This window comes from Stenotrophomonas beteli (genome assembly GCF_001431665.1).
In the GTDB taxonomy this organism is placed as follows: Bacteria; Pseudomonadota; Gammaproteobacteria; order Xanthomonadales; family Xanthomonadaceae; genus Stenotrophomonas; species Stenotrophomonas beteli.
Genome location: NZ_LLXV01000100.1, coordinates 1 through 4691 on the forward strand (window position 1 = coordinate 1; position 4691 = coordinate 4691).

Sequence of the window (4691 nt, forward strand, 5' to 3'; positions counted from 1 at the left end):
GCTCCTGGTAGGTGCCAACCTTGGTTGGCACACATCCATCGGGGCCATCGGCCCATCTGGGGTGCCGGTGCCGGACGGGTTGTGCCAACCAAGGTTGGCACCCACCCAAGCCCCCTGAACCAATCACCGCCCGCGCGACGCTGCGGCACCGCTTGGTGGTACCGGGCCTCGGGCCTCCTGTAGAGCCGAGCCCATGCTCGGCTCATCGCGGTCTGGCGGAAAGCAGCCGAGCAAGGGCTCGGCTCTACAGGTGAGCGGGTGCGACACTGTGTCGCGCGAAGTTCCAATTCTGGCTACCAAAAATGCTGTTCTTGGCTCCTGAAAAGGGGTAAAATGTCGCGCTTCCCCACATCTCGGGTATGCCGATGCTGCGCATCCAGGCTGAAGCACTCACTTACGACGACGTCTCGCTCGTCCCCGCCCACTCGACCATCCTGCCCAAGGACGTCAACCTCGAAACGCGGTTGACTCGCGACCTGAAGCTGAAGCTTCCGATCCTGTCCGCCGCCATGGATACCGTCACCGAAGCCCGCCTGGCCATTGCCATGGCCCAGCTCGGCGGCATGGGCATCATCCACAAGAATCTCAGCCTGGAACAGCAGGCCGCGGAAGTGGCCAAGGTCAAGAAGTTCGAGGCCGGTGTCATCCGCGACCCGATCACCGTCGGCCCGGAAACCACCATCCGCGACGTGCTGGCCCTGACCCAGGCGCACAACATCTCCGGCGTGCCGGTGGTGGGCAGCGACGGCCAGCTGGCCGGCATCGTGACCCACCGCGACATGCGCTTCGAGACCGAGCTGGACGATCCGGTCCGCCACATCATGACCAAGAAGGATCGCCTGATCACGGTCAAGGAAGGCGCCGCGTCTGACGAAGTGCTGCAGCTGCTGCACCGCAACCGCATCGAAAAGGTGCTGGTGGTCAATGATTCGTTCGAACTGCGTGGCCTGATCACCGTCAAGGACATCCAGAAGAACACCGACTTCCCGAACGCTGCCAAGGATCTGTCGACCCGCCTGCTGGTCGGCGCTGCCGTCGGCGTGGGTGGTGATACCGATCGCCGCGTGGAAGCGCTGGTCGCCGCCGGCGTGGACGTGATCGTGGTCGATACCGCGCACGGCCACTCGCAGGGCGTGCTGGACCGCGTCAGCTGGGTCAAGAAGAACTTCCCGAACGTGCAGGTCATCGGTGGCAACATCTGCACCGGCGAAGCCGCACTGGCGCTGCTGGACAGCGGCGCGGACGCAGTCAAGGTCGGCATCGGCCCGGGCTCGATCTGCACCACCCGCGTCGTTGCCGGCGTCGGCGTGCCGCAGGTCACCGCCATCGACCTGGTGGCCGAAGCGCTGCAGGACCGCATTCCGCTGATCGCCGACGGTGGCATCCGCTACTCGGGCGACATCGGCAAGGCGCTGGCCGCCGGTGCCTCGACCATCATGGTCGGCGGCCTGCTGGCCGGTACCGAGGAATCGCCGGGCGAGACCGAGCTGTACCAGGGCCGTTCGTACAAGAGCTACCGCGGCATGGGTTCGCTGGCCGCCATGGAAAAGGGGTCGAAGGACCGCTACTTCCAGGACGCCGCCACCGCCGACAAGCTGGTGCCGGAAGGCATTGAAGGCCGCGTGCCATACCGCGGCCCGGTGGGCGGCATCATCCACCAGCTGATGGGCGGCCTGCGCGCCACCATGGGCTACGTGGGCTGCGCCACCATCGAAGACATGCGCAGCAAGCCCAAGTTCGTGAAGATCAGCGGCGCGGGCCAGCGTGAGAGCCACGTCCACGACGTGACGATCACCAAAGAGCCGCCGAACTACCGCGCCTGATGCGGGCCGAGCAAAGAGGAACGGGGAAGCACTTCCCGTTCCTCTTTCTCCATCTGCCGCCGTAAATCTGATTTCGTTTTCCCTACTGCATTGCCGGGGCGCCATGACCAACATCCATAACGACAAGATCCTCATCCTCGATTTCGGCGCGCAGTACACGCAGCTGATCGCCCGCCGCATCCGCGAGCTGGGTGTCTACTGCGAAATCTGGGCCTGGGACCACAACCCGGCCGAGATCGCCGCGTTTGGCGCCAAGGGCATCATCCTGTCCGGTGGCCCGGAATCGACCACGCTGCCGGGTGCCCCGGCCGCACCGCAGGAAGTGTTCGACAGCGGCCTGCCGATCTTCGGCATCTGCTACGGTATGCAGACCCTGGCCGCCCAGCTGGGCGGTGCCACCGAAGCCGCTGACCAGCGCGAATTCGGCCACGCCGAAGTGAACGTGATCAACCCGGATGCGCTGTTCAAGGGCCTGAGCGACCACGGCGGCGAGCCGAAGCTGAATGTCTGGATGAGCCACGGCGACCACGTCTCCGTTGCACCGCCGGGCTTCACCATCACCGCCACCACCGACCGCATTCCGGTGGCCGCCATGGCCAACGAAGAAAAGCGCTGGTACGGCGTGCAGTTCCACCCGGAAGTGACCCACACCCTGCAGGGCCAGGCGCTGCTGCGCCGCTTCGTGGTGGACGTGTGCGGCTGCCAGACCCTGTGGACCGCCGCCAACATCATCGACGACCAGATCGCCCGCGTGCGCGAACAGGTGGGCGATGACGAAGTGATCCTGGGCCTGTCCGGTGGCGTCGATTCGTCCGTGGTGGCTGCGCTGCTGCACAAGGCCATCGGCGAGAAGCTGACCTGCGTGTTCGTGGATACCGGCCTGCTGCGTTGGCAGGAAGGCGACCAGGTGATGGCGATGTTTGCCGAGCACATGGGCGTAAAGGTGGTGCGCGTGAATGCCGCCGACCGTTACTTCGCCGCGCTGGAAGGCGTGAGCGACCCGGAAGCCAAGCGCAAGATCATCGGCAACCTGTTCGTTGAGATCTTCGACGAAGAGTCGAACAAGCTGAAGAACGCCAAGTGGCTGGCGCAGGGCACCATCTACCCGGACGTGATCGAGTCGGCCGGCAGCAAGACCGGCAAGGCGCATGTGATCAAGAGCCACCACAACGTGGGCGGCCTGCCGGAGCACATGAAGCTGGGCCTGGTGGAGCCGCTGCGCGAGCTGTTCAAGGACGAAGTGCGCCGCCTGGGTGTTGAGCTGGGCCTGCCGCGCACCATGGTCTACCGCCATCCGTTCCCGGGCCCGGGCTTGGGCGTGCGTATCCTGGGCGAAGTGAAGCGTGAGTACGCCGAGCTGCTGGCCAAGGCCGATGCCATCTTCATCGATGAGCTGCGCAAGGCCGACCTGTACGACAAGACCAGCCAGGCGTTTGCCGTGTTCCTGCCGGTGAAGTCGGTGGGGGTGGTGGGCGACGCGCGCGCTTATGAGTGGGTGATTGCGCTGCGGGCGGTTGAGACCATCGACTTCATGACGGCGCATTGGGCGCATCTGCCGTATGAGTTCCTGGGTACGGTGAGCAACCGGATCATCAATGAGTTGCGGGGGGTATCGCGGGTGGTCTATGACATCTCGGGGAAGCCGCCGGCTACTATTGAGTGGGAGTGAGTTGAAAGAACGAGGGCGCCGAGAGGCGCCCTTGTTGTTTTTCTGGCAGCCGATGTGCTAAATGAGAGCGCTGTCATTCTGCTCTGGGCTCCCGCTTTTAAAGTGCTATCTTGAGTCCTATGGTGCTGCTGCGGAGCGGTCGCAGGCGAAGGAGGCATTCGAGTACTGGAATATTTCCGAGGCCAGCGCTTTTAGTAGAGGGGATGGGGCGGGAGCTTAGAGAGGTCAGTTTCCCTAGTTGAACGGCTAGGAAAGATATTTTCAGAGTAGGGTTGTTGAGTCTAATTTTTTGCTTTCGTGAAGTCTGGTTGACGTTCTTGAGGTTATGGGCGTCCCGCTTCGGGGCGCCTCCCTCTTACCATGGGATTACAAGGAGTGTCTCGTGCCAAGAATTACGCTCACAGATCTTATTGAAGTAGTAACTAAGTCGGGAAGCCCAAAGGCTACTAAAGTCGGTCAGCTGAAGAACAGGCAGGCGTATGATCCGGCTACTGATTTCTATAAGGCGCTTCGGGAGGGTCTTGTTTCGATACATAAGGGGGGCGGGGCAAAGGCGGATTTGTCAGGCTTGACAAAGATGCTCGCGGATCCAAAAAAGCTGGCAAATTATCCGCCGATGGTCGCTGGATACAAGAAATGGTGGGGTCAAAAGAAGCTTGATTGGTTTGTCCCTCCCAGTGAGATATACAGTCATTCGGGAATTGACGTTGCTTTGAGTCCGGAGCTTGGTCTAAAGATCAATGGTGATCCGCACGTCATAAAACTCTATTTGAAGACCGATGCGTTGACCAAAACAAAGGCTGATCTTATTGTCACGCTCATGAATCATGTCCTAGGCCCAGTGCAGCCTCCGGGTATGAATTTTAGTGTTCTTGATGTTCGCAATAGTAAGCTTTTCACCTACTCGGCAACGGGGAAGAACTTCAAGCCGATGGTGGACGCAGAGCTTTCTTATATTGCGTCTCTTTGGCCTCACGTCTGAATGCAATGCTGGGGTGCAATAGCTGCTGACAAGTCAGCTCAGCGAAGCCTCGATAAGCCATGAACACTCCACTCCCCTCTCGTCCAGATGTCCCACCGAGTCCGCTGCCGCCCGGTAGGGATCAGCGGAGTAATTTTAGGACCATCGGTGCCTCGCATCGCACGATCATTCCTGGCTACGGCGTCCCCACTACTCAGGGCGAGGGGGGGGGGGGGGG

Annotated in this window: 3 protein-coding genes; all 3 read left to right on the forward strand. The window is 61.7% G+C overall.

Features of this window, described 5'->3' with window-relative positions:
* Nucleotides 1-365: 365 nt before the first annotated feature.
* The 3 genes from guaB (at nucleotide 366) to ARC23_RS20620 (ending at nucleotide 4474) form a co-directional block, all read left to right on the forward strand.
* Nucleotides 366-1823 (forward strand): IMP dehydrogenase, encoded by a 1458-nt coding sequence (guaB, locus tag ARC23_RS20100; protein ID WP_005416248.1) that lies wholly within the window; start codon nucleotides 366-368, stop codon nucleotides 1821-1823.
* A 103-nt stretch (nucleotides 1824-1926) separates the two neighbouring features.
* A complete protein-coding gene (gene guaA, locus ARC23_RS20105; protein ID WP_005413109.1) occupies nucleotides 1927-3492 on the forward strand; it encodes a glutamine-hydrolyzing GMP synthase in 1566 nt (521 codons plus the stop codon).
* A 382-nt stretch (nucleotides 3493-3874) separates the two neighbouring features.
* On the forward strand, nucleotides 3875-4474 hold the full coding sequence (locus ARC23_RS20620; RefSeq protein ID WP_080393128.1) for a hypothetical protein: 600 nt from the start codon (nucleotides 3875-3877) through the stop codon (nucleotides 4472-4474).
* The last annotated feature ends 217 nt before the right edge of the window (nucleotides 4475-4691 follow it).